This window comes from Streptomyces sp. NPDC032091 (assembly GCF_055580265.1).
Genome location: NZ_JBVILR010000029.1, coordinates 32,780 through 57,353, shown reverse-complemented (window position 1 = coordinate 57,353; position 24,574 = coordinate 32,780). Strand labels below are relative to the sequence as shown.

The 24,574-nt window shown below is 72.1% G+C and carries 21 protein-coding genes; 15 read left to right on the top strand and 6 right to left on the bottom strand.

The features are described 5' to 3' along the window. Positions 1–113: 113 nt before the first annotated feature. Genes ACZ5NJ_RS33320 through ACZ5NJ_RS33305 form a run of 4 tightly spaced genes read left to right on the top strand, consistent with a single transcriptional unit; the run spans position 114 to position 4,254 of the window. Entirely contained in the window at positions 114–785 is a 672-nt protein-coding gene (locus ACZ5NJ_RS33320; RefSeq protein ID WP_468769932.1) for an LPXTG cell wall anchor domain-containing protein, read from the top strand. A 15-nt stretch (positions 786–800) separates the two neighbouring features. Continuing rightward, the gene (locus ACZ5NJ_RS33315) at positions 801–1,805 is read left to right on the top strand and encodes a COG1470 family protein (RefSeq protein ID WP_468769931.1); all 1,005 of its coding nucleotides are present in this window, start codon (positions 801–803) and stop codon (positions 1,803–1,805) included. After that, positions 1,802–2,878 (top strand): hypothetical protein, encoded by a 1,077-nt coding sequence (locus ACZ5NJ_RS33310; RefSeq protein ID WP_468769930.1) that lies wholly within the window; start codon positions 1,802–1,804, stop codon positions 2,876–2,878. The genes ACZ5NJ_RS33315 and ACZ5NJ_RS33310 overlap by 4 nt, the downstream gene beginning before the upstream one ends. Then, a complete protein-coding gene (locus tag ACZ5NJ_RS33305; protein ID WP_468769929.1) occupies positions 2,875–4,254 on the top strand; it encodes a hypothetical protein in 1,380 nt (459 codons plus the stop codon). Before ACZ5NJ_RS33310 ends, ACZ5NJ_RS33305 begins: the two co-directional genes overlap by 4 nt. Positions 4,255–4,329: 75 nt before the next feature. Here the strand turns inward: ACZ5NJ_RS33305 and ACZ5NJ_RS33300 are convergent, their stop codons facing one another. Next, a complete protein-coding gene (locus ACZ5NJ_RS33300) occupies positions 4,330–5,850 on the bottom strand; it encodes a peptide MFS transporter (protein ID WP_468769928.1) in 1,521 nt (506 codons plus the stop codon). A gap of 471 nt (positions 5,851–6,321) precedes the next feature. Between ACZ5NJ_RS33300 and ACZ5NJ_RS33295 the strand changes: the two genes are divergently transcribed. After that, positions 6,322–6,999: a response regulator transcription factor gene (locus tag ACZ5NJ_RS33295; protein ID WP_395510818.1), complete on the top strand. Its 678-nt coding sequence runs from the start codon at positions 6,322–6,324 to the stop codon at positions 6,997–6,999. A gap of 31 nt (positions 7,000–7,030) precedes the next feature. Continuing rightward, positions 7,031–8,296 (top strand): ATP-binding protein, encoded by a 1,266-nt coding sequence (locus ACZ5NJ_RS33290; RefSeq protein ID WP_468769927.1) that lies wholly within the window; start codon positions 7,031–7,033, stop codon positions 8,294–8,296. Here ACZ5NJ_RS33290 and ACZ5NJ_RS33285 read toward each other — a convergent pair. Further along, entirely contained in the window at positions 8,289–8,819 is a 531-nt protein-coding gene (locus ACZ5NJ_RS33285; protein ID WP_468769924.1) for a GtrA family protein, read from the bottom strand. The two genes, ACZ5NJ_RS33290 and ACZ5NJ_RS33285, sit on opposite strands and share 8 nt — an antisense overlap. Positions 8,820–9,061: 242 nt before the next feature. On the opposite strand from ACZ5NJ_RS33285, the gene ACZ5NJ_RS33280 reads away from it, so the two are divergent. The 4 genes from ACZ5NJ_RS33280 to ACZ5NJ_RS33265 all read left to right on the top strand — a co-directional run bounded on the left by ACZ5NJ_RS33280 (position 9,062) and on the right by ACZ5NJ_RS33265 (position 13,137). After that, a complete protein-coding gene (locus tag ACZ5NJ_RS33280) occupies positions 9,062–10,201 on the top strand; it encodes a 5-(carboxyamino)imidazole ribonucleotide synthase (RefSeq protein ID WP_468769923.1) in 1,140 nt (379 codons plus the stop codon). Beyond that, positions 10,198–10,725 carry a 5-(carboxyamino)imidazole ribonucleotide mutase gene (purE, locus tag ACZ5NJ_RS33275; protein WP_079427542.1) on the top strand — a complete coding sequence of 176 codons (528 nt, stop codon included), beginning with the start codon at positions 10,198–10,200 and terminating at the stop codon, positions 10,723–10,725. Before ACZ5NJ_RS33280 ends, purE begins: the two co-directional genes overlap by 4 nt. Further along, on the top strand, positions 10,722–11,900 hold the full coding sequence (locus ACZ5NJ_RS33270; protein ID WP_468769921.1) for a dipeptidase: 1,179 nt from the start codon (positions 10,722–10,724) through the stop codon (positions 11,898–11,900). The genes purE and ACZ5NJ_RS33270 overlap by 4 nt, the downstream gene beginning before the upstream one ends. Before the next feature lie 163 nt (positions 11,901–12,063). After that, entirely contained in the window at positions 12,064–13,137 is a 1,074-nt protein-coding gene (locus ACZ5NJ_RS33265; RefSeq protein WP_468769919.1) for a membrane dipeptidase, read from the top strand. On the opposite strand, the gene ACZ5NJ_RS33260 is transcribed toward ACZ5NJ_RS33265, so the two are convergent. Then, on the bottom strand, positions 13,134–14,429 hold the full coding sequence (locus tag ACZ5NJ_RS33260) for a glycosyltransferase 87 family protein (protein WP_468769918.1): 1,296 nt from the start codon (positions 14,427–14,429) through the stop codon (positions 13,134–13,136). The genes ACZ5NJ_RS33265 and ACZ5NJ_RS33260 overlap by 4 nt on opposite strands. A gap of 25 nt (positions 14,430–14,454) precedes the next feature. Beyond that, entirely contained in the window at positions 14,455–15,798 is a 1,344-nt protein-coding gene (locus ACZ5NJ_RS33255) for a UDP-glucose dehydrogenase family protein (RefSeq protein WP_468769916.1), read from the bottom strand. 239 nt (positions 15,799–16,037) lie between these two features. Here ACZ5NJ_RS33255 and ACZ5NJ_RS33250 point away from each other — a divergent pair, with 239 nt between their 5' ends. The 3 genes from ACZ5NJ_RS33250 (at position 16,038) to ACZ5NJ_RS33240 (ending at position 19,574) form a co-directional block, all read left to right on the top strand. Next, positions 16,038–17,195: an acyl-CoA dehydrogenase gene (locus tag ACZ5NJ_RS33250; protein WP_468769915.1), complete on the top strand. Its 1,158-nt coding sequence runs from the start codon at positions 16,038–16,040 to the stop codon at positions 17,193–17,195. 465 nt (positions 17,196–17,660) lie between these two features. Next, complete coding sequence (gene manB / locus ACZ5NJ_RS33245) at positions 17,661–18,743, top strand: mannose-1-phosphate guanylyltransferase (RefSeq protein ID WP_468769913.1); 1,083 nt, start codon at positions 17,661–17,663, stop codon at positions 18,741–18,743. Positions 18,744–18,767: 24 nt separating this feature from the next. Next, positions 18,768–19,574, top strand: coding sequence for a polyprenol monophosphomannose synthase (locus tag ACZ5NJ_RS33240; protein ID WP_468769912.1), 807 nt, complete (start codon positions 18,768–18,770; stop codon positions 19,572–19,574). A 71-nt stretch (positions 19,575–19,645) separates the two neighbouring features. On the opposite strand, the gene ACZ5NJ_RS33235 is transcribed toward ACZ5NJ_RS33240, so the two are convergent. Further along, the gene (locus ACZ5NJ_RS33235) at positions 19,646–20,788 is read right to left on the bottom strand and encodes an acyltransferase family protein (protein WP_468769910.1); all 1,143 of its coding nucleotides are present in this window, start codon (positions 20,786–20,788) and stop codon (positions 19,646–19,648) included. A 107-nt stretch (positions 20,789–20,895) separates the two neighbouring features. Further along, positions 20,896–22,287, bottom strand: a complete 1,392-nt coding sequence (locus ACZ5NJ_RS33230) for an LCP family protein (protein WP_468769908.1) — start codon at positions 22,285–22,287, stop codon at positions 20,896–20,898. A gap of 106 nt (positions 22,288–22,393) precedes the next feature. On the opposite strand from ACZ5NJ_RS33230, the gene ACZ5NJ_RS33225 reads away from it, so the two are divergent. Then, positions 22,394–22,933, top strand: a complete 540-nt coding sequence (locus tag ACZ5NJ_RS33225) for an acyl-CoA thioesterase (protein WP_468769906.1) — start codon at positions 22,394–22,396, stop codon at positions 22,931–22,933. Positions 22,934–23,068: 135 nt separating this feature from the next. Then, complete coding sequence (locus tag ACZ5NJ_RS33220) at positions 23,069–24,568, top strand: glycosyltransferase family 39 protein (protein ID WP_468769904.1); 1,500 nt, start codon at positions 23,069–23,071, stop codon at positions 24,566–24,568. Positions 24,569–24,574 lie beyond the last annotated feature (6 nt).

Sequence of the window (24,574 nt, the reverse complement as noted above, 5' to 3'; positions counted from 1 at the left end):
CTTTCACGCCGGGCCGTCCTTTGTCTTCCCTCCGTGGGGTCCCGGGCGTACCTTGAGCCACCAATCTGACATGGCGTCAGTAAGCCGTTCCGTGGCCCGAGGGGAAGACGAAGGTGTCCGACCGGAAACGCTCCACCGCGCTCGCGCTGGCCTCCGCGCTGGCCGGATCCGCCGTCCTGTTCGCCGCCCCCGCGGCCCACGCCGACGTGGTCGACGTCCAGTACGACTGCAAGACCCCCATCGGGGACAAGTCGGCGGTCTCGCCCATCGACATCAAGGCCGTCGAGGACGGCGACGGCTACAAGCTGACGATGTCCTTCCAGAAGGGCGTCTCCTCCAGCCCCATCGAGCTCGGCAAGGGCGCGATGAACCCCAGCGCCGTCGTCATGGCCGCCGGCGCCGAGGAGGCCTCGATACCGGTCTCCGGCCCCCCGAACGCGGAGGCCGCGCCCGCCGACACCCCGATCAAGATCAGTGACCTGTCGGGCACCTACACCCCCAAGAAGAGCGGCAAGGTCACCTTCACGGCCGGGCTCCTGACCATCAAGGCCATGGGCACCACCACCACCTGCACCCCCGGCAACGGCCCCAAGCCCTCCCTGGAACTCGACGTGACGGCGGCCGCGGGAGGCGGCGCACCCTCCGACGGCACCCTCCCGCAGACCGGCCCCGCCGACTCCGCCCTGGCCCTCGGCACCCTCGGCGCCACCGTCGCGCTGTCCGGCGCCGCAGGCCTGCTCTGGCTGACCCGGCGCGGCCGGCGGGCCCGGCGCACCCCGTCCTGAACGGAGCGCCCGCCCGTGCTCCAGCCCCTCACCCCCCGCACCCTGCGGCGCCTCGCCGCCCTGGTCCTGTGGGCCGCCGCCGCCCTCCACGCCACCCCGGCCGCCGCCGACGACCCCGGCTGGACCGCCGAACCCGCCTCCGGGGCCGCGCCCGCCGCCCGCCGCCCCTCCTTCTACCTCTCGGGCCCCGCCGGCACCGTGCTGGAGGACCGCCTCGCCCTCGCCAACACCGGCGACCGGGAACGGACCGTCACCCTGCGCGGGGCCGACGCCTCCCCCGCGCCCGACGGCGCCTTCGCCGCACGCCCCGCCCGGGGGGAGCGGGGCGCCGGGTCCTGGATCAGCTTCGGCGCGGCCGCCACCGTCACGCTCCCGCCGCACACCCGGGCGGTGGTCCCCTTCACGGTCACCGTGCCGCCCGCCTCCCCGCCCGGCGACCACCCTGCCGCCGTCGTCGCCGCCGAGGGCGGGCGCGAGGTGGGCGTACGGGTCGACCTGCGGGTGGCCGGCCCGGCCCTGGCGGCCCTCACCGTCGAGGAGGTCTCCGTACGCGGTCACGGCGCGGCCACCGCCGTCGCGTACACCCTCGTCAACCGGGGCAACGTCACCCTCACCCCGGCGCTCGCCCTGCACGCCGAAGGCGCCCTCGGCGGGGCCTCCGACCCCCGCCGCGCCCGCCCCCTGCCGGTCGAGCTGCCGCCCGGCCGGCGGGTCGCCCTCACCGAGCCCTGGCCGGGCGCGCCCGCCTTCGGCCGGGTCTCGCTCCGCCTCACCGCCACCGCCCCGGGCGCCGCCCCGGCCACCGCCACCGCCACGGCCTGGCGCGTGCCCTGGGGGAGCGCGGCCTGGGCCGGGGCCGGGCTGCCGCTGCTCGGCGCGGGCGCGGTGTTCCTCGTACGGGTCCTGCGGCGCGGCCCGCCCGGCCGGCGCGGGAAGCCGCCCGCAGAGCCGCACGAGCAGGCCGGGGGCCCGAGCGCCCCGGCGGTGTCCGAACCCGAGCTGACGGGAGCGTCCAGGTGAGCCGCACGTCCGGCCCGAGGGCCGTGTCCCGCGCCGGGGCGGCCTTGGCGGCCCTCGCCCTGGCCCTCCTCCCGGCCGCCCCGGCCCCGGCGGCCGCCGCCTCCGAGGGGAAACCCGCCGTGGCGCTCTCGCTCCAGGAGGCGGCCAAGGGCACCGAGCTCACCGCCACCGGCACCGGCTGGCGGGCCAGGACCCTGGTGATGCTGCTGGTCTGCGGCCAGAACATGATCGGCGGCACCAACAGCTGCGCCAACGCCGACGGGGTGGCCGTCTCGGTCGGCGACGACGGCCGCTTCACGGCCCGGCTGCCGGTCGTGGCGCCGCCCAAGCCCTGCCCGTGCGTCGTGGACGTGGCCTCGGTCAACGGCGACCAGTCCACCGTCGCCGTCCCGCTGAAGATCACCGACCATCCGGTGGCCGACCTGCCCGCCGAGTCCGGGACCGCCCGGCTCGCGATGCTGACGGGCGTCCGGCTGCGGGGCGGGGACGGGGTGCTGACCTGGTTCGGGGCCCCGCCGTCGCGGCGGTTCACCGCCACCGTCGGCAACCTCGGCCCGGTCCCCGTCAAGGACCCGGTCTTCCGGCTGGGCACCGCCCACGGGGTGTTCGCCCCGCAGTGGGAGGAGGCCCGCTGGAAGGGCACCATCCCGCCCGGGGGAAAGGCGGAGGTGGCCCTGGACGTGGAACTGCCGGCGGGCGCCCACGGCGACTACACGGTCTCGCTGAAGTACGGGGAGACGGTCCTCGCCACGCAGCCGTGGGGCGTGGGCCGGCCGTACGGGGTGCTCCTGTTCTGGGGCCTGCTGCTGGTGGTGATCCCGACGGCGCTGTTCCGGCTGGGCATGGCGGTCGTGGACCGGGTCCGGCCGCGCCCCGGGGCGCCGGGCCGCCACCGGGGCACCGGCCCGGCCCCGGAGGGCGCCTCGGCGGTGACGGCCCGCCTCCCGAGGATCCCGGACGCGGGCGGCCCGGAGGCCCCGCCGCCCGCCCTCCCGTGGTTCACCCCGGAGCCCCGGCCTCCACAGCCTTCCGCACCGTCCGATCACAGTCCGACGACGAGAGGACCCCAGTGAAGACCCAACGGAGGGCGAGCGCGGCCCTGGTCGCGCTGCTGCTCAGCGGCGCGGGTGTCGCCGTGGCGGCTTCCCCCGCCCAGGCCGCCGAAACGACGTTCAAGGTCAGGTGCGTGCCGCCGGCCGGCGGCGGCGACCCGGTCGAGGGCGAGACCACCGCGCGGATCACCGCACCGGCCACGGCCAAGGTCGGCGACGAGGTCGACGTCTCGTGGGAGACGGTGAAGCCGGCGTCGAACAACACCGACCTGATGGTGATCCCGAAGGACTCGGTCCAGCCCACCGGCTGGCTCACCGTGAGCGACGGCGGAGGCGAGGCCAAGGTCGTCGGGGAGAAGAAGAACCCGGAGATCCCCAAGAAGGCCCCCATGGTCATGTCCGTCATGAAGGGCAAGCTGAAGCTGACCAAGGCCGGCAAGATCACCGTGACCCCCGGCAAGTACGAGGTGGCGGTGACCTTCCCCTTCGGCACCTTCGTCACCAAGTGCGCCCCGGTGGGCGAGGTGAAGGGCGGCGCCGTCATCGACGTCTCGGGCGGCGGGACGGGCGGCACGACCGGCTCGACGACCACCGGCGGCACCACCGGCGGCTCGACCACCGGGGGCACCACAGGCGGCTCGACCACGGGCGGTTCGACCACCGGGGGCACCTCGGGCTCGACCACCGGCGGCAGCACCACGGGCGGCTCCACCAGCGGCGGATCGACGACCGGCGGCTCCGGCGGCCAGACCGACTTCCCCGGCAAGGCGGTGGAGGTCGCCTACGACTGCGGCGCCGTGGTGCCTAATGGCATCAAGACGCCCGTGACCATTAGCGCCAAGAAGAACGGCGGCGACTACGCCCTCACCGTCAAGACCGCCAAGGGTGCGATGGCCAGCCCCATGCAGCTCCCGGCCGGCGCCCTCAAGCCGTCCATGGACATCAAGCTCGGCGGCGCCGACAGCGGCACCGTCAAGGTCGCCGGCCCGGCCAACGCCGAGCCGATCCCCAGCGGGGCACCGGTCAGCCTCACCGACATGACCGGCACCTACAAGCCCGGCAAGTCGGGCAAGGTGACGCTCAGCCCCGACCAGCTGACCATCGACGTCACGATGACCCCGGGCAGCACCCCGATCAACGTGCCCTGCAAGGCCACCGGCAGCGGCGTCTCCCTGGAGCTGGACACCACCGCCCAGCCCGGCGGCTCCGGCTCCACCTCCGCCGGCCCGTCCACCGGCAGCTCCTCGGCGGCGTCCGCCTCCGGCGGCCTCGCCGAGACCGGCGCCCGGGACGACGGCGGGCTCCAGGCCCTCGCCCTGGCCGCCGGCACGGTCATCCTGCTCGGCGGCGCGATCTTCACCTTCACCCCCTGGCGCCGCCTGCGCGGCATGAGGTAACCCGCCCCGAAACGGACGAAGGCCCGGCACACCATCCGGTGTGCCGGGCCTTCGCCTACCCCTGGGGGCGGGGTGTCACTTCATGTCGCCCATCAGGGCGTCGACCTTCTTGCGGTACATGTAGATCGCGAGACCGGCGACCACGGCGGCGGCCGCCTGGAAGAGGATCACGCCCACGCCGTCCAGCTTCACGTCGGCCAGGCCGAGCAGGCCGGTGACGCAGTCACCGGCGGTGACGGCGAGGAACCACACGCCCATCATCTGCGACGCGTACTTCTGCGGCGCCATCTTCGTGGTGACCGAGAGGCCGACCGGGGACAGGCACAGCTCGGCGACGGTCTGCACCAGGAAGATCAGCACCAGCCACCACATGGTGACCTTGGTGTCGTTGCCGGCGGTCTGGTTCAGCGGGATCGCGAACAGGAAGAAGGAGAAGCCCACGAGGACCAGGGCCCCGGAGAACTTCACGATGGTGCTGGGCTCGCGGTTGCGGCGGGCCAGAACCACCCACAGGGCGGCGAAGACCGGGGCCAGGGCCACCACGAAGAGCGGGTTCAGCGACTGGAAGACCACCGTGGGGACTTCCCAGCCGAGCAGGCTGCGCTCGGAGTTCTTGTCACCGAACAGGGAGAGGGTCGAACCACCCTGGTCGTAGATCATCCAGAACACGGCGGCGGCCACGAAGAACCAGATGTAGGCGCTCATCCTGGACTGCTCGCCGGTCGACAGGTCCTTGTCGCGCTTGATGCGGACGAGGACGGCGACCGGGATGATCAGACCGGCGATGGTGATCGGGTACAGCGCCCACTTGATGGTGAACATGCCCGCGGCGGCCACGGCGCCGTAGAAGACGGCGATGACGACCAGGACGGCGAGGGCCTTGACGATGACGGCCTTGCGCTCCGCCGGGGACAGCGGGTTCGGGACGACGCTGCTCTCCGGGTTCAGGGTGCGGGCGGCGAGCACGTAGATCACCAGGCCGACGCCCATGCCGATGGCGGCGAGCAGGAAGCCGAGGTGCCAGTTGACCGTCTCACCGATGGTGCCGATCACGAGCGGCGCCGCGAAGGCACCGACGTTGATGCCGATGTAGAAGATCGTGAAACCGCTGTCGCGGCGCGAGTCGTCCAGGCCCTTGTACAGGTGGCCGACCATCGTGGAGATGTTGGCCTTCAGCAGACCGGAGCCGAGCGCGACGAGCAGCAGACCGACGAAGAACGCGATCTGGCCGGGGAGGGCCAGCGAGACGTGGCCCGCCATGATCACACCGCCGGCTATGGCGACCGTCTTGCGGGCACCCCAGACGCGGTCGCCGAACCAGCCGCCGGGCATGGCCATGAGGTAGACCATGGCCACGTAGACGGAGTAGATCGCCGTGGCCGTCGCGGCCGTGAAGGCGAGGCCCCCGCCCTGGCTGCCGGTCGCGGCGTCGGCGCCGCCGGAGACCAAGTAGAGGACGAGAAGCGCACGCATGCCGTAGTAGGAGAAGCGCTCCCACATCTCGGTCATGAACAGCGTGGCCAGGCCAACGGGGTGGCCGAGGAAGGTCTTCTCGTGAGCTGCGCTCGGCGAGGCCTTCGTCAGGCTGGAAGCCATGGTCGATCCTTGCTTGCTCGGGACGCTTGGCTTCGTGAGCTGTTCAGCGCCCGGTGGGGGGTGGCCGGCACCGGCGACGGATGTCCCTCCCCACGCCCTGGGGTCTCGTTCCCCGGTGTGACGGGGTGACGGGGCAGCCGTAACCGGGATCCACGCCCTGCACGCCTCCTCGCGTGCCGGGCCCGGCCCATAGGTCATTCACTGTCATCTGGGCCGGATCGAGCCGGCCAGAGCAGAATTTGAGGTTCTTGGCTCGGATTTGAGCGCAAATGTCCCCTCGATAGTGCATCGGGCGTTCCGCCACCATACGACAGGGCACCGATGCATATGGAAGGGATTGAGATATGGATCACAGGGAAGACGGGAACCGATTCGTCAAGTTCGAAGGCCGATAGTAGTTAATAACCCCAGTTCGAGAGGGGTATGCAGGCAAGCGCCTCCTTTCAGCCGCCGCGGACTACCATCACCCACATGACGCGTGTACTGCTCGCCGAGGACGACGCATCCATCTCGGAACCCCTGGCCCGCGCCCTGCGCCGGGAGGGTTACGAGGTCGAGGTCCGGGAGGACGGCCCCACGGCCCTGGAGGCCGGACTGCAGGGCGGCGTCGATCTCGTCGTCCTCGACCTCGGACTGCCCGGAATGGACGGCCTGGAGGTGGCCCGGCGACTGCGCGCCGAGGGCCACGGCTTCCCCATCCTGGTCCTGACCGCCCGGGCCGACGAGGTCGACACGGTCGTCGGCCTGGACGCCGGCGCCGACGACTACGTGACCAAGCCCTTCCGCCTCGCCGAGCTGCTGGCCCGCGTACGGGCCCTGCTGCGGCGCGGCGCCAACGACACCGCCCAGGCGCCCGCCACCCACGGGGTCCGCATCGACGTCGAGTCCCACCGCGCCTGGATGGGCGAGGAGGAGCTCCAGCTCACCGCCAAGGAATTCGACCTGCTGCGCGTCCTGGTCCGCGACGCCGGCCGGGTCGTCACCCGCGACCAGCTGATGCGCGAGGTCTGGGACACCACCTGGTGGTCCTCCACCAAGACCCTCGACATGCACATCTCCTGGCTGCGCAAGAAGCTCGGCGACGACGCCGCGAACCCCCGCTACATCGCCACCGTCCGGGGCGTCGGCTTCCGCTTCGAGAAGAGCTGACGCGTTCCTCCGTTAGGGCATGCTCTAGGGCATGCGCCGCCGCCTGATCAACTCCACGCTCGCCGTGGTCCTCGTCGTGATCGCCGTGTTCGGGGTCTCCCTCGTCATCGTGGAGACCCGGACCATCACCAGCAGCGCCCAGGACCGCATCGGCTCCGAGGCGCTGCGCCTGCTGGGCGTCGTCGAAGCCGACGCCCTGGAACACCGCAGGGTCGACGCCGGCTCCCTCTCCGAACAACTGGACGTCGGCACCTACGCCCGCATCACCCTCCCCGGGCAGCCGCCCGTCGAGGTGGGCGAGCGCATCGCCGACAACGTCATCCGGGGCACCGCGCGCGGCGAGCAGGGCGAGGTGGTGGTCGTCGAGGAGTCGCGCTCCACCGTCACCCGCGAGGTCGGGCGCACCCTGGCCGTCGTCGGCGCGGTGGCGCTGCTGGCCGTCGTGGCGGCCGTCCTGCTCGCCGTGCGCCAGGCCAACCGGCTGGCCTCCCCGCTCACCGACCTCGCCGAGACCGCCGAGCGGCTCGGCTCCGGCGACCCCCGTCCCCGCCACAAGCGCTACGGGGTCCCCGAGCTGGACCGGGTCGCCGACGTGCTGGACGCCAGCGCCGAACGGATCGGACGGATGCTCACCGCCGAACGCCGCCTCGCCGCCGACGCCTCCCACCAGCTGCGCACCCCCCTGACCGCCCTGTCGATGCGGCTGGAGGAGATCACGGTCACCGACGACCTGGAGACCGTTCGGGAGGAGGCGTCCATCGCCCTCACCCAGGTGGAGCGGCTCACGGACGTGGTCGAGCGGCTGCTGACGAACTCCCGCGACCCCCGCACCGGCTCCGCCGTCCCCTTCGACCTCGACGAGGTCGTCAAGCAGCAGCTGGAGGAGTGGCGGCCGGCCTACCGCAGCTGCGGACGGGCCATCGTCCGCTCCGGGAAGACCGGCATGCGGGCCGTCGGCACCCCCGGGGCGGTCTCCCAGGTCCTGGCCACCCTGGTGGAGAACGCGCTCATGCACGGCGGCGGCACCGTCGCCCTGCGCACCCGCGTCACCGGCAACCAGGCCGTCATCGAGGTCACCGACGAGGGCCCCGGCGTCCCGCCCGACCTCGGCAACCGGATCTTCGAGCGGGCCATCAGCGGCCGCAACTCCACCGGCATCGGCCTGGCCGTCGCCCGCGACCTCGCGGAAGCGGACGGCGGCCGCCTGGAGCTCCTCCAGAGTCAGCCGCCGGTGTTCGCGCTCTTCCTCAGCCGTACGGCCCCGGAGCGCGCGGAGCCGGAGCGGACGGTCAGATAGCCCGCTCCGGGGTGCGGGAGGCGCCGACGGGCGCCGCGTCGCGCCCGTCGCGCTGCTCCACGACCAGCGAGGGCGCGGCGTCCGTGGGCAGGGCCTTGAAGACCCACGTCCGGTACGACCAGAACCGGAAGACCGTCGCCACCGCCATGCCGAAGAACTTGAAGACGTTGTTCTGCAGGGAGCTGTCCAGACCGAACCCGTACGTGGCCACGTAGAGCACACCGCTCTCGATGACCATGCCGATCAGGCTGAACAGGACGAACAGGATCATCTCGCGGCGACGGCTGCCCAGGTCGCGGTCACGATAGGTGAAGTAGCGGAACCCCACGTAGTTCGTGATGATGGCCACCACGATGGCTATCACGTTCGCCCGGACCGTCTGCAGGTCCGTGGTGCTGCGCAGCAGGTTGAAGACGCCGAAGTTGACCAGCACGCCCGCGCCGCCGACCGCGCCGAACTTGACGACCTCCCGGAGGATCCCTCGGAGGCGCTCGGACAGCGGTACTGCGTTCGGCGTGCTCATGTGATGGTCAGTCCCTGTCAGTCGTCGGATGAGTCGCGGGGCGAGCCGCCGGCGCGGGCCGGCCGGGCGGGCGGACGTGTCACCCGATCTCGTCAACCCCACCATGTTAAGTGTCGCCCCGGCGGCCCGACGGCGCCTCGGCACCCCTGCGACACAACGCACACAAGGCCTCCGCGTCCCACCGGCGGGTCCGCGCCAGGCCTGCGTCCGTATGGCGGAATACCGGCGGATACCCTGGAGAGGTGACGTTCCCGGTAGTCGGCATGGTCGGCGGCGGTCAGCTCGCCCGCATGACCCACGAGGCGGGTATCCCCCTCGGCATCAGATTCAAGATCCTCAGTGACACCCCCCAGGACTCGGCGGCCCTGGTCGTGAACGACGTCGTCATCGGCGACTATCGCGACCTGGAGACGTTGCGCGCCTTCGCGCGCGGCTGCGACGTGATCACCTTCGATCACGAGCACGTACCCACCGAGCACCTCCGGGCCCTGGAGTCGGACGGCATCCCCGTCCGGCCGGGGCCCGACGCGTTGGTGCACGCCCAGGACAAGGGGGTGATGCGCGCCAAGCTCGACGAGATCGGCGCGCCCAGCCCCCGCCACCGGATCGTGAGCGATCCGGCGGACGCGGCGGCCTTCGCGGAAGAGGTCGGCGGCTTCCCCGTCATCCTCAAGACGGTGCGCGGCGGGTACGACGGCAAGGGCGTGTGGTTCGTCCGCACCCCCGAGGACGCGGAGGCCCCGTTCAAGGCGGGCGTCCCGGTCCTCGCGGAGGAGAAGGTGGACTACGTCCGCGAACTCGCCGCCAACATCGTCCGCTCCCCGCACGGCCAGGCCGTGGCCTACCCCGTCGTGGAGTCCATCCAGGTCGACGGCGTGTGCGACACGGTGATCGCCCCCGCCCCCCACCTCTCCGAAGCCCTCGCGGGCGAGGCCCAGGCCCTGGCCCTGCGCATCGCCAAGGAACTCGACGTGACCGGCCACCTGGCCGTGGAGCTGTTCGAGACCACCGACGGCCGCATCCTCGTCAACGAACTGGCCATGCGCCCGCACAACAGCGGCCACTGGACCCAGGACGGCGCGGTCACCTCCCAGTTCGCCAACCACGTCCGAGCGGTCCTGGACCTCCCCCTGGGCGACCCGCGCCCCCGGGCCCGCTGGACCGTGATGGCCAACGTCCTCGGCGGGGACTACCCCGACATGTACGCGGCGTACCTGCACTGCATGGCCCACGACCCGCAGGTGAAGATCCACATGTACGGCAAGGACGTGAAACACGGCCGCAAGGTCGGCCACGTCAACACCTACGGCGACGACCTGGACGATGTGCTGGAACGCGCACGCCACGCAGCCGGCTACCTCAGAGGAACGATCACCGAATGAGCACTTCCCCCGTCGTGGGCATCGTCATGGGTTCGGACTCCGACTGGCCGGTCATGGAGGCCGCCGCCCAGGCCCTGGACGAGTTCGAGATCCCCTACGAGGTCGACGTCGTCTCCGCCCACCGCATGCCGCGCGAGATGGTCGCGTACGGGGAGCACGCCGCCGAGCGCGGGCTCAAGGCGATCATCGCCGGCGCCGGCGGGGCCGCCCACCTGCCCGGCATGCTCGCCTCCGTCACCCCGCTGCCCGTCATCGGCGTGCCGGTCCCGCTGAAGTACCTGGACGGCATGGACTCGCTCCTGTCGATCGTCCAGATGCCCGCCGGGGTCCCCGTCGCCACCGTCTCCGTCGCCGGCGCCCGCAACGCCGGCCTGCTCGCCGTCCGCATGCTCGCCGCGCACGACCCGGAGCTCCTCGGCCGGATGCGCGAGTTCCAGCAGGAGCTGAACGACCAGGCCACCGAGAAGGGCAAGCGGCTGCGCGCCAAGGTCGCCGGCGCGGAATCCTTCGGGTTCGGCAAGTGAGCGCGGCGGACCTGCTCGCCGAGGCCCGCGCGCTCCTCGCGGAGCACCCGGTCGTCGACGGCCACAACGACCTGCCCTGGGCCCTGCGCGAGCAGGTCCGCTACGACCTCACCCGGCGCGACATCGCCGGCGACCAGTCGGCCCACCTGCACACCGACATCCCCCGGCTGCGCGCCGGAGGGGTCGGTGCGCAGTTCTGGTCCGTCTACGTCCGCTCCGACTTCGCGGGCGACGAGGCGGTCAGCGCCACCCTGGAGCAGATCGACGCCGTCGGGCAGCTGATCGCCCGTTACCCCCGCGCCCTGGTGCGGGCCCTGACGGCCGACGACATGGAGGCGGCCCGCGCCGACGGCCGGATCGCCTCCCTGATGGGAGCCGAGGGCGGCCACTCCATCAACAACTCCCTCGCCACCCTGCGCGCCCTGCACCACCTGGGCGTGCGGTACATGACGCTCACCCACAACGACACCATCGACTGGGCGGACTCGGCGACCGACGCACCCCGCCACGGCGGCCTCACCGACTTCGGCCGCGAGGTGGTGCGCGAGATGAACCGCACCGGCATGCTCGTCGACCTCTCGCACGTCGCCGACACCACCATGCGCGACGCGCTCGCCGTCTCGGCCGCCCCGGTGGTCTTCTCGCACTCCTCGGCCCGGGCGGTCTGCGACCACCCGCGCAACGTCCCCGACGACGTGCTGGCCCTGCTGCCCGCCAACGGCGGCGTCGCCATGGCCACCTTCGTGCCGAAGTTCATCCTCCCGGCCGCCGTCGAGTGGACCCTCGCAGCGGACGAGAACCTGCGCGCCCACGGCTTCCACCACCTCGACACCACCCCCGAGGCGATGGCCGTGCACCGGGCCTTCGAAGCCGGCCGCCCCCGCCCCGTGGCCACCGCCGCCACCGTCGCCGACCACCTCGACCACATGCGCGAGGTCGCCGGTGTCGACCACATCGGCATCGGCGGCGACTTCGACGGCACCGCCTTCACCCCGGCCGGGCTCGACGACGTCTCCGGCTACCCGAACCTGATCGCGGAGCTCCTGCACCGCGGCTGGTCCCGGGCCGACCTGGCCAAGCTGACCTGGTCCAACGCGGTACGGGCGCTGCGCGACGCCGAAGCCGTCGCCCGGGACCTCCAGGCCACCCGCGGCCCCTCCAACGCGGTGCTCTAGGCAGGACCGGGCGGGCCACGGGGACGGGACCGGGAACATCCGGGCCCGCCCCCGTCCCGTACCGCCGTACACCCGAACGCCACATTCGCCGGGCGGCACCGGCGCCCGGCATGTCACGGTGGCCGCATATCTCCCTGCTGCCGCCGAGACCGGAGCGAATGCCATGGCCGACCTGCAGGATGAACCCCACTCCGTGGGTGTCGGAGCCGAAGACGCCCCCGTCACCGCCCCCCTCAGGGCGGGCGGATCCCTGGACCGCGCGGCCGCGCTGCTCGCCGTCCATCCCGTCGCCGACGGCTGCAACACCCTCGTCTGGACCTTGCGCCAGAGCCCCTACCACGACATCGACACCCCCGACACCGGCGTCGACACCGACATCCCCCGGCTGCGCGCCGGGGGAGTGGGCGCCCAGTTCTGGACCCTCCTCGTACCCCCCGGCCCGCCCCGCGCGGACTCCTGCGCCCAGGCCGTGTGCGAGACCCTCGAACAGATCGACGCGGCCCGCGCCCTGATGCGCCGCTACTCCGACAGCCTGTGCTTCGCGCTGACCGCCGACGACATGGTCGACGCCCGCAACCGCGGCCGGATCGCCTCTTTCCTCGGCCCCGTCCCCGGCAGCACCCTCACCGGCTCCCTCGGCGCCCTGCGCGCCTTCCACGCCCTCGGCGTACGCCTGCTCGCCCCCGCCGGGGCCTCCTGGGCCGACGAGGGACTGACGGCCTTCGGCCACGAGGTGGTCAAGGAGCTGAACCGGCTCGCGATGCTGATCGACCTGACGGGCTGCTCACCGGCCGCCGCCTGCCAGCTCGCCGCCGCCTCCAAGGCGCCGGTGATCATCTCGAACACCGGGGCGGCCTCCCTCACCCCGCATCCGGACAACGCCACCGACGAGGTCCTCCTCGCGCTGCGTGCGGCGAGCGGCCTGGCGATGGTCACGTTCGACACCGAGCGCACCGGCGACTCCCTGCACGCCGTCGCCGACCACGTGGAACACGTACGGGACCTCGCGGGCCCGGAAGGGGTCGGCCTCGGCGCCGCCTTCGGCGCCGAACCCGGAAGCCCGAGGCCGACCGGACTCACCGATCCCTCGGGCTACCCGCGACTGCTCGCGGAACTGCTCGAACGCGGCTGGTCGGAAGCCGACCTCGCCCTGCTCACCTGGGGCAACGCCCAGCGGGTCCTGCGCGAGGCGGAGTTCACCGCCCGCGCCGCCCAGTACAAGGCCCCGCCCGGCTAGCCCGGCTGGAGCGCCGCCTTCGGCAGCACGGTCGCCTTCCACAGCCGGACTCCGGACCACACCGTCGCGAAGAGCAGCATGGCGTTGCGGGTGCAGAGCAGGACCGTGCCCAGCGTGCTGGTGGTGAGGACCTCGGTGTCGTACCAGACCGGGAAGACCAGCGTGGTCACCGCGGTCGTGGCGACCAGCAGCCAGGCGACCGGCCGCTGGGTGGAGTGCTTCGAGGTCAGGCAGACGGCCCCGAGGCCCAGCAGCCAGATCATGTACTGCGGGCTGATGACCCGGCTGGTGACCGTGAAGACCAGGATCGCGCAGAGCGCGGCGTCGAACGGCGTCGCGCTCGACCAGCGGTTCGCCTTCACCCGCCACAGCAGGAGCAGCAGGAAGCCGATCACCGTCAGGCCCACCGAGGCCCGGGCGATGCTCGACACGTACGGGCCGACGTACTCGAACGCCCCGTACTGGAAGTTCGTCCTGCCGGGCCACAGGTGCAGCAGCCGCGCCGCCATCAGCGCCGAACCGCCCAGCGACTCGACCTGGACCCCGCGGTTGCCCTGGTTGCCCAGGAAGCCCAGCGTGTCCTTGAACAGCACCGCGAAGACGCCGAGCAGCGCCGCACAGGACAGCGCCGCCGCGACGAAGGCGTCCCGCGTGGACTTGCCGCGGGGGACACCGAGCAGGGTCAGCAGCGGCCACACCTTGACCATCGCGCCGATGCCGGCGACGACCCCGCCGAGCCGGGGGCGGTTGCGCATGCAGAGCAGCGCGAAGACCGCGAACAGGGTGACGTGGATGTCGTAGCGGGCGAACGGGGTCGCCATCATCATCGGCAGCGCCACCAGCCACATCAGCGCACCGGCCATGCTGCCGTCGTCGCGTCGCGCCACCCGCAGGAGGCCGAGCAGGATGACGGCGTCGCAGAGGACCGTCAGGGCGACGAAGCCCTGGAAGTAGGTGAGGAACGGCAGCAGGTCCGGGGAGAGGAAGACGGCCGCGGCGGCCGGCGGGTACTGCCACATGACGTCGTTGTGCGGCATCGTCCAGTGGACGAGCACGTTGTACCAGTTGTGGTAGGTCAGGGTGACCTCCACACGGGTGTTGGTGGAGTGCCCGACGTCGTGGACCAGCGTCCAGAGCATCGCGGCCCTGCTGGCCAGCCAGAAGACCGCGATGCCCAGCAGGGCGCTCCGTCCTCGCAGGGCTGCTTCGAAGGACCCCCGCCGCTCGCGCGGGGCGGGAGCCGTCGGCGCGGGCGCGGTGGGGTGGAGTGCGGGGCTGCTGGTCGTGGTCATCGGCGCGAAGTCTACCCAGGGGCCCTTACGCCTGCGGTCGTCCCATGGCCCGGTACGTCCAGCCGGCTCCCCGCCACCGCAGCGGGTCGAGGGCGTTGCGGCCGTCGAGGATCAGCCGGTCCGTGACGACGGATCCCAGCTCGGCGGGGTCGATCTCGCGGAACTCGCGCCATTCGGTGAGGTGCAGCACGACCTCGGCCCCGCGGGCGGCCGCGAGCGCGGAGTCGGCGTAGCCGAGGGTGGGGAAGACGCGGCGGGCGTTGTCCATGCCCTTGGGGTCGTAGACGGTGACCTGACCGCCCTGGAGGTGGATCTGCCCGGCGACGTTCAGCGCGGGGGAGTCGCGCACGTCGTCCGAGTCCGGCTTGAAGGTGGCGCCGAGCACGGCGACCCGCTTGCCCAGGAAGGACCCGCCCACCGCCTCGCGGGCCAGCTCGACCATGTGCCCGCGGCGGCGCATGTTGATGGAGTCGACCTCCCTGAGGAAGGTCAGCGCCTGGTCGGCGCCCAGCTCGCCGGCCCGGGCCATGAAGGCCCGGATGTCCTTGGGCAGGCAGCCGCCGCCGAAGCCGATGCCGGCGCGCAGGAACTTGGCGCCGATCCGCTCGTCGTGGCCGATGGCCTCGGCGAGCTTGACGACGTCGCCGCCGGCGGCCTCGCAGACCTCGGCCATGGCGTTGATGAAGGAGATCTTGGTGGCGAGGAAGGAGTTCGCGGCGGTCTTGACCAGCTCGGCGGTCGGGAAGTCGGTCACCACCAGCGGGCTGCCCTCCGCCATCGGCGTCGCGTACACCTCGCGCAGCAGCTTCTCGCCGCGCTCGCCCCGTACGCCGATGACGATCCGGTCGGGGTGCAGGGTGTCCTGGACGGCGAAGCCCTCGCGCAGGAACTCCGGGTTCCACGCCAGCTCGACGTCCTCGCCGGCCGGGGCCAGCGCGGCGAGCTTCCCGGCGAGCCGCTCGGCCGACCCGACCGGCACGGTGGACTTGCCCACGACGAGCGCGGGCCGCGTCAGGTGTGGGGCCAGCGACTCCACGGCGGAGTCCACGTAGGACATGTCGCACGCGTACTCGCCGTGCTTCTGCGGGGTGTTCACGCAGACGAAGTGCACGTCGCCGAAGTCCGCGACCTCTTCCCACGACTGCGTGAACCGCAGCCGGCCGGTGGCCCCGGGCAGCCCGGCGACGTGCCGGGAGAGCAGCTCCTCCAGCCCCGGCTCGTACATCGGGACCCGGCCCGCGGCCAGCATCTCGATCTTCTCCGGCACCACGTCCAGCCCCAGCACCTCGAACCCGAGCTCCGCCATGGCCGCGGCGTGCGTCGCGCCCAGGTAGCCGGTGCCGATCACGGTGATCTTGAGGGGGGCCATGGATGCTCCAGAGTGCGGGGCCGTTTGCGGCCCCCGAGCATAGTCGGGCCGGTCCGGGGGGACGTTCCCCGGAGTGCCCGGCTGTCACGCAGCTCACGTACGCGCCACATATCGCTGCACCGGCGCCGGGAACTAGAATTTGGGTTACTTAACGGTAGTTAGCATCCCGCGCCGCGCGCATGCCAGCGACACACGGCTGTCAGCGCCCTACGGCGCGTCATCCTGGGGAGTGACTGATCTTGGCGGGTTCTGCCGACTTCGACCTGTACCGCCCGGCCGAGGAGCACGACATGCTCCGCGAGTCCGTCCGCGCGCTCTGCGAGGCGAAGATCCTCCCGTTCGCGGCCACCGTCGACGAGGAGGCCCGCTTCCCGCAGGAGGCCCTCGACGCCCTCGTCGCCAACGACCTGCACGCCGTCCACGTGCCCGAGACCTACGGCGGCGCCGGCGCCGACGCCCTCGCCACGGTCATCGTCATCGAGGAAGTGGCCCGCGTCTGCGCCTCCTCCTCCCTGATCCCGGCCGTCAACAAGCTCGGCTCCCTCCCGGTGATCCTCTCCGGCTCCGAGGAGCTCAAGGCCAAGTACCTCGGCCCGCTGGCCAAGGGCGACGCGATGTTCTCCTACTGCCTCTCGGAGCCCGACGCGGGCTCCGACGCGGCGGGCATGAAGACCCGCGCGGTCCGCGACGGCGACTTCTGGGTCCTCAACGGCGTCAAGCGCTGGATCACCAACGCCGGCGTCTCCGACTACTACACGGTCATGGCCGTCACCGACCCGTCGATGCGCTCCAAGGGCATCTCGGCGTTCGTCGTGGAGAAGTCGGACGAGGGCGTCTCCTTCGGCGCCCCCGAGAAGAAGCTCGGCATCAAGGGCTCCCCGACGCGCGAGGTCTACCTCGACAACGTCCGCATCCCCGCCGACCGCATGATCGGCGCCGAGGGCACCGGCTTCGCCACCGCGATGAAGACCCTCGACCACACCCGCATCACCATCGCCGCCCAGGCCCTCGGCATCGCCCAGGGCGCCCTGGACTACGCCAAGGGCTACGTCCAGGAGCGCAAGCAGTTCGGCAAGCCGATCGGCGACTTCCAGGGCGTCCAGTTCATGCTCGCGGACATGGCCATGAAGATCGAGGCCGCCCGCCAGCTGACCTACGCCGCGGCGGCCAAGTCCGAGCGCGTCGATTCCGACCTCACCTTCTTCGGCGCCGCGGCCAAGTGCTTCGCCTCCGACGTCGCGATGGAGGTCACCACCGACGCGGTCCAGCTCCTCGGCGGCTACGGCTACACCCGCGACTACCCGGTCGAGCGCATGATGCGCGACGCGAAGATCACGCAGATCTACGAGGGCACCAACCAGGTCCAGCGGATCGTCATGGCCCGCAACCTGCCGTAACGCGGACCGACCCGCTCGCTCCCCCGACAAGGCCCCGGCGTCGCGCCGAGGGCCTTGTCGTGCTTGCGGCCGGCCGTGCGGCGGGGCGCGGCGGGCGGCGGATGTGAAGGGTTCTTTTGTAACGATTCCGATCCAGCGGGCGTGGCGGCCCGCCCGGTGCGCCCCCGCGGCGGGCGGGCCGCCCGTGCCGGAGGGCGCCGGCCGGGGCGGGCGGTGCGCCGTGGGGCGCGGCCGGAAGTGGCGGGCGGGGTTCCAAGGCTGAGCAGGGCGTCTCTCCCCGGGAGGGGCGGCTCCCCCCTATATAAGGGGGACGGCCGGGACTCCCGGTGCCCGCACCCTGCGGAACCCGCCGTAACCGGAACGTTGCCGGAGGCGGCCGGGGCGGGGATCCGCCGGGCTTCGCACTGTGCCGGATGGGCTAACTTTGAAGCTTCGTACGCCTGAACCGGTTGGGGAGAGAACAAAATGACGGAAGCGATCCTGCTGGTCGGCGGGCAGGGGACGCGTCTGCGCCCCGTGACGGTGAACACCCCCAAGCCGATGGTTCCGGCAGCGGGCGTCCCGTTCCTCGCCCACCAGATCGCCAGGGCCGCTGCCGCCGGTGTCACGCACATCGTGATGGCCACCTGCTACCTCGCCGAGGTCTTCGAGCCCTACTTCGGCGACGGATCCGACTTCGGCATCACCCTCGAATACGTCGTCGAGGACGAGCCCCTCGGCACCGGCGGCGCCATCCGCAACGCCGCCCAGCGCCTGACCGGCGGCCCGGACTCCCCGGTCCTCGTCTTCAACGGCGACATCCTGACCGGCCTCGACATCGCCGGGCTGGTCGAGTCCCACCGGGCGGCCGACGCCGACGTCTCGCTCCACCTCGTGCGCGTCGAGGACCCCCGGGCCTTCGGCCTGGTCCCCACCGACCCCGACGGGCGGGTGCTGGCCTTCACCGAGAAGCCCGAGACCCCCGAAGAGATCATCACCGACCAGATCAACGCCGGCTGCTACGTCTTCCGCCGCAGCGTCATCGACACCATCCCCGCCGGCCGGCCGGTATCCGTCGAGCGCGAGACCTTCCCCGGCCTCCTCGCCTCCGGTGCCACGCTGCACGGCGTGACCGAGGACACCTACTGGCTGGACCTCGGCAAGCCCGAGTCCTTCGTCCAGGCCTCCGCCGACCTCGTGCGCGGCGTCGTCTCCTCCCCGGCCGTCCCCGGCCCCCGCGGCGAGGCCCTCGTCCTGCCCGGCGCCCAGGTGGCGGAAGGCGCGAAGCTGACGGGCGGTACCGTGGTGGGCGCCGGCGCCCGCATCGAGTCGGGTGCTGTCGTCCAGGGTTCCATCGTGCTGGACGGCGCGATCCTCGGCCCGGACACGGTGGTGAACGCCAGCCTCATCGGGGCCGGCGCCTCGGTGGGCTCGCGCACCGTGGTGACCGGTGCCGTCATCGGTGACGGTGCCGTCGTGGGGGCTGACAACGAACTCCGTGCAGGGGTGCGGGTGTGGTGCGAGGCCGAACTGCCCGACGCAGCCGTCCGCTTCTCCTCCGACCGGTGACCAACTCCAGTGAGGCATAACCCTGTGATAGGCGAGCAGCAGACTCCCCGCACGACCGACGTCGCCACCACCAGGCTCCCCGACACCTGGGCGCACACCCCCCTCACCGTGGTCATGCCGACCTACAACGAGGCGGGCAACCTCCCGGGCATGGTGGACCTGCTCATGAGCCTCGACCAGCCGGGCCTGCGCCTGCTGATCGTCGACGACTCCTCGCCCGACGGCACCGGCAAGATCGCCGACGAGCTCGCCGAGGGCTTCGTCACCGAGGACGGCAAGCCGCGCATGTCGGTCCTGCACCGCACCGCCAAGGACGGCCTCGGCCGCGCCTACGCGGCGGGCATGGCCAAGGCGGTCGAGGACGGCGCCGAGTACGTGCTCCAGATGGACGCCGACGGCTCCCACCCGGCCGGGAAGATCGCCGAGATGCTGGGCGTGGCCCGCTCCACCGGCGCCGGCCTGGTCGTGGGCTCCCGCTACGTGCCGGGCGGCACTCTGTCCGACGCCTGGGGCGCGCACCGCAAGCTGCTCTCCCGCTGGGCGAACGCGTACGCGAGCACCATCCTGGGCACCCGCGTCCGCGACATCACGGGCGGCTTCAACCTGTGGAGCGCGGGCGCGCTGAAGGCGATCGACCTCGCGTCGATCGGCAGCGCCGGCTACAGCTTCCAGGTGGAGATGAAGTACAAGGCCCTGCGCCGCGGCTTCCAGGTGATGGAGGTCCCGATCCACTTCGAGGACCGCACCGTCGGCGAGTCGAAGATGAACCTGGCCGTGCAGCTGGAGTCCATCGCGATGCCGTGGAAGCTCCGCGCCCGCGCCGGCCGCTGAGCCGTACGAGACCATGAAGAAGGGGCACCCCCCAGGGGGTGCCCCTTCTTCATGGCCGTGCCCGGCGGCCGTCAGGCCCTGACCGGGCGCCGTTCCAGCATGCGCTTGAGCGCGGCCGAGCCGGGCCGTTCCACGAACCGCACGACCAGCCAGGACGCCAGCAGCATCGAGCCGGTGGTCGACAGGATCAGCACGTACGGGTGGACGTCGCCCGACCAGTGCTCCATCAGCGTCACGCCCACCTGCTGGTGCAGCAGGTACAGCGGGTAGGACATGGCGCCCGCCACCGACAGCCAGCGCCAGTTGATCCGGTCCAGCCAGCCCAGCGCGACCGCGGCCATCACGGCGTAGAAGACGGTGACCACGGCGACGCAGACGGCCCAGGAGAGCTTGTCGCCGGGCCGGGTGTTCCAGCCGTGGATGTCGGTCATGTAGCGCTGCATCAGCAGCCAGGACAGGGCCAGCAGGACCCACGGCTCGCCCACGCGGGCGCCCTCGCGGCGGATCAGGTAGAAGGCGATGCCGGAGATGAACAGCGGCGAGTACACCTGGTTCGCGACCGCCTCCAGCACCGGCAGGCCCGAGTTCGGCGCGAGGATCGAGACCACGGTCCAGATCCAGCAGAAGTTCATGACCCGGCGGTACGTCAGGCCCTTCCAGGCGACGATCGCGAAGATCAGGTAGAACCGGGCCTCCGACCACAGGGTCCAGTAGGAGGGGTCGACCGAGGGGTTGTTCAGCGGCATCTGCACCATCGTCAGATTCGTCAGGATCTGACTGGGCGTGGGGTGGTTGCCGCCGTAGAACTGCGCGTAGACCGTCATGACGGTGCCGGTCGCCAGGGCGCAGAACCAGTACGCCGGACCGAGCCGCACCACGCGGCTGCGCAGGTAGCTGCCGAGCGGCCGGCCCCAGGCGGACATGCAGATGACGAAGCCGCTGATCATGAAGAACAGTTCGACGCCGAGCCAGCCGTAGCGCGAGGGCGTGGCGACCGGGCCGAACAGCTCCTTGTTCTCCCGGGCGCCCCAGATCACGGGGTGGACGTAGTGGGCGCTGAGCACCACCACGGCCGCCACGATGCGCAGTCCGTCCAGGACCCGCAGCCGCGGCTTGGGGGCGGAGACCGGCTGGTGCCGCCGTACGGGGGCCGCCGCTGGGGCTCCGTCCCGCCTCTGGTCGCCGAGTTGGGGCGGGGCCGCGGGCAAAGACATCTACGCTCCAGAGCAGGCGTGCAAAAGGCGGATCAGTCTTACGAAGAACCCGCCGGACTGTCCAGTGCGTCGCGGAACGAGTGCTTCATGTCACTGCCCCCCGCATGTCACTGCCCCCTGACGGTGACCTTCTGGTCGTTCTGGATCTCCTTGACCAGCTGCTGCACCTTCGCCTTGTCCCAGACGAGGTTTCCGCCCCGCTGGCCGGAGAGCGGCATGTTCATCGACACGCCCTCACCGCTGTTGATGCCCTTCATGGCGAAGAACATCTCGCCCATGTCCCACAGCGACATGTCCTTGTCGACGATGAGGGTGTCCAGGCCGGCGCCCATCACCGGGTAGAGGGAGAAGGGGTTGAGGACGGTGCCCGGGGTGGCGGCCTGGGAGGCGAGCGCGGCCAGGAACTTCTGCTGGTTCTTCGTCCGCTGGAGGTCCGACTCGGCGAAGGCGTAGCGGGTGCGGACGAAGGCCAGGGACTGCTCGCCGTTGAGGGTCTGCTTGCCCGCCTTGAAGTCGGCGCCGGACTTTTCGTCCTTGAAGCCCTGTTCGATGTTCAGCTCCACGCCGCCCAGCGCGTCGACGATGTTCGCGAAGCCGGCGAAACCGATCTCGGCGTAGTGGTCGATGCGCAGGCCGGTGTTGAACTCGACCGTCCGCACCAGCAGCTCCGGGCCGTCGTCCGCGTACGCGGCGTTCAGCTTGGTCCGCTTGCCGGTGCCGGCGTACTTCTTGCCCGACTGGGAGCCGACGAAGGAGGGGATCTCCACGTCGGAGTCGCGCGGCAGCGAGACCATGGTGTTCCCGCTGGAGCACTTGGCCAGGACCATCATCGAGTCGGTGCGCTTGCCCTCGGCGGAGCCCGTGTGGAGCTTCTTCTTCTCCTCGTCGGACATGCCCTCGCGGCTGTCGGAGCCCACGATCAGGTAGGTCGTGCAGTCGCCCTCCTTGGGCCGCTCGATCACCTTGGACAGGTCGACCTCGCGGCGGACCTTGGAGTCGGCCCAGAAGTAGGTGCCGATCGTGGTCACCAGGAGGACGGAGACGATCGCGATCGAACCGATCTTGATCCGCTTGCGCCAGTCCACGACCACCCGGACGGGCACCGGGCCGTCGGGACCGCCCGGACCCCCGCGCCGTCCCGGACCGCCGGGACCCGAGGGGCCGCCCGGGCCGCCGGGGCCGGCGGGGCGCCCGTAGACCTGGCCGGTGTTGTAGCCGCTGTCGTACGCCGCGTCGGGCCCCTGCGCCTGCTGCGGCGGCACCCGGTGGCCGGAACCGGGCCGCGCGCCCGGCGGCGGGGCCTGCGCCGGGACCGGCGGCCGGACGGGCCGCTGCTCGGGACGGGGCTGTGACCGGGGAGGCCGGGGAGGCTGCGGCTGCCGCTGGACGTGCCGCATCCGCTGCGGTCCCTCCGGCTGTGCCTGTCCGCCGCGCCCGTACCCGTCATCACGGCGGCCGCGCGCGTCGCGCTCGCCGCCGAAGCCGTCCCAGTCACTCATGCCGACAAGGATGCCCGGCCGCGAGCACCCGGGGACACCCCGGAGGGGTCTTCGTACCGGTGCTGTTGCACACCTGATGCCTCCGGGACGCACTTAAGGTGGCTGCATGACACAGATACCGGAGGCCCCGGAGGGCAAGCCGATCTCGGCGTCCCGGACCACCCTCAGCCACATCATGACCGCGGCCGACACCAACCTCCTCGGCACCGTGCACGGCGGCGTGATCATGAAGCTGGTGGACGACGCGGCCGGCGCCGTGGCCGGGCGCCACTCCGGCGGGCCCGCCGTCACCGCCTCCATGGACGAGATGGCCTTCCTCGCCCCCGTCCGGGTCGGCGACCTGGTCCACGTCCGGGCGCAGGTCAACTGGACGGGCCGCTCGTCGATGGAGATCGGCGTACGGGTCCTCGCGGAACGCTGGAACGAGTCCACCCCGGCCACCCAGGTCGGCAGCGCCTACCTCGTCTTCACGGCGGTCGACGCCGAGGGCAAGCCCCGCCGGGTCCCGCAGGTGATCCCGGAGACCGAGCAGGACGAGCGCCGCTACCAGGAGGCGCAGATCCGCCGCACGCACCGCCTCGCCCGCCGCCAGGCGATCAGGGAGCTGCGCGAGCGGCGCATCGCCGAGGGCCTGGACGAGGACTGACCGTGCGCATACGGGAGCCTCTTGTGCATACGGGAGCTTTACGGGCGACCCCCTTATGCTGATACGTCGACGTCCGGCTCCCACGCGAGGGACGGCCGTGCACCCACGACCGGCTCTGCCGCGGAGACCCATCTGATGCCGACTGCCACCCAGAACGCCCCCGCGACCACGGCCCCCGCCCGCGCGGGCCGGCGGCGGCCGCCCGGGCCCGACTGGCTGTGGGCGGCGCTGCTCACCCTCGCGGTGACCACCTTCCGGGCCGGCACCCCGCAGCTGTGGCGCGACGAGCTGGCCAGCTGGAACGCCGCCTCCCGCAGCACCGGCGAGCTGACCGCGATGCTCCAGCACGTCGACGCCGTCTCCGGTTTCTACTACCTGCTGCTGCACTTCTGGGTCACCCTTTTCGGTGATTCCCCCGCGATGCTCCGGCTGCCCTCGGCGCTGGCCATGGCCGGTTCGGCCGCCCTCGTGGTGCAGATCGCCCGCGCCCTCTTCGACCGCCGGACCGCCGTGTTCGCGGGGCTGCTGTTCGCGCTGCTCCCCGCCGTCACCCGGTACGGGACCGAGGCCCGCTCGTACGCCTTCGTGGTGCTCACGGTGACCGCGGCGACCTGGCTGCTCCTGCGGGCGCTGGAGCGTCCGGCGCTGCGGCGGTGGGCCGGGTACGCCGCGCTGGTCGCCGCGTCGGGGCTGCTGCACATGGTCTCCCTGCTGGTCCTGCTGCCGCACGCGCTGATCGTCGCCCTGCGGTGGTGGCACGGGCGCCGCACCCGCACCGCGCTGTCCTTCGCGGCGGCGGCCGTCGCCGCGCTGCTGCCGGTGGTACCGCTGGTGCTGCTGGGGCGGCGGCAGGTCAGCCGGCAGATCAGCTGGATCGAGACCCCGCGCATGCGCGACGTCTCCGGGCTCTGGGACAACCTGTTCACCTCCCCCCTGGTGGCCCTGGGCATCGCCGCGCTGGCGCTGCTGCCGCTCGCCTGGCCCCGGGGCCGGCGCCACGTCGTCGAGCTGCTGCTGCTGGGAGCCGTGCCGATCGCCGCCTGTTTCGTGGCCTCGCAGGGCAGTTCCTCGTACTTCATCGACCGCTACCTGCTCTTCACCGTCCCCGCCTGGACGATCCTCGCCGCCGCCGGGCTGGCCGCCCTGCGGCCCCGTCCGGCCGGCGCGGCCGGGCTGGCCGCGCTGGTCCTGCTCGGCGCCCCCGACCACCGCCAGCTGCGCACCGAGCAGGCGAAGGAGACCTCCGACGGGATCGCGGCGGCCCGGGTGATCGCCCAGGGCTACCGGCCGGGCGACGGCTTCGTCCCGCCGCGGGGCAAGAAGGAGCGGGTGTTCATGATCGACTACCAGATCGCCTACTACCTGCCCGACCGGATCCGGCTGCGCGACGTCTTCACCGAGCGCTCGGCGGTGGCGTCCGACGACCTGTTCCCCGTGGAGTGCCGCCGGCCCGAGAGCTGCCTGGGGGACACCCGGCGGATCTGGCTGGTCACCCGGGACACCGACGACGGCCACCACGACCCGTACAACAAGCTCCCCGCGGCCCCCAAGCAGGTCCTGAAGGACCACTTCCGGATCGAGCGGACGACCGAGGTGCGCGGCCTGCACGTGTCCCTGCTGGAGCGGGTGAAGTAGCCGGCC